Source organism: Photorhabdus caribbeanensis (genome assembly GCF_018448885.1).
Lineage (GTDB): Bacteria > Pseudomonadota > Gammaproteobacteria > Enterobacterales > Enterobacteriaceae > Photorhabdus > Photorhabdus caribbeanensis.
In genome coordinates, this window is sequence record NZ_RCWB01000153.1 from 1 (window position 1) to 418 (window position 418).

The 418-nt window shown below is 53.6% G+C and carries 1 protein-coding gene and 1 rRNA gene; both read right to left on the reverse strand.

Translation table 11 applies throughout. The features are described from left to right. Nucleotides 1–103, reverse strand: a 103-nt coding sequence (gene tnpA / locus EAE90_RS24870; RefSeq protein WP_422616012.1) for an IS66 family insertion sequence element accessory protein TnpA, incomplete at its 3' end; no start/stop codon positions are given. A 176-nt stretch (nucleotides 104–279) separates the two neighbouring features. Then, nucleotides 280–395 (reverse strand): 5S ribosomal RNA (rrf, locus tag EAE90_RS23435). Nucleotides 396–418 lie beyond the last annotated feature (23 nt).

A 418-nucleotide genomic window follows, 5' to 3' on the forward strand; every position in this document is an offset into this window, starting at 1 on the left:
TCAGCTGATGCTGTTCGCAATACTGTTTTCGGGTCAGGTCACTGTGGCGCCATTGGGTCACATGTTGCTGTTTTTGTTCCGGGGTATATCGGCTACGGCTCATGGTGTCAGTCTCCAGGTGAAGATAAGGAAACGGTAGCGTGCATGGGACAGGGAGGAAGAACAAGGTGAGATGACCGGACGTTTACGACGTTTACGGTAATATAAGCAAACAAAATGATACATACCTGAATACGCAAAAACCCCCAGCTTACGCTGAGGGTTTCCACTGGATTGAAAGCCTGGCAGTGTCCTACTCTCACATGGGGAGACCCCACACTACCATCGGCGCTACGGCGTTTCACTGCTGAGTTCGGCATGGGGTCAGGTGGGACCGCCGCGCTATCGCCGCCAGGCATATTCGGTTTCCTTCCGGCCG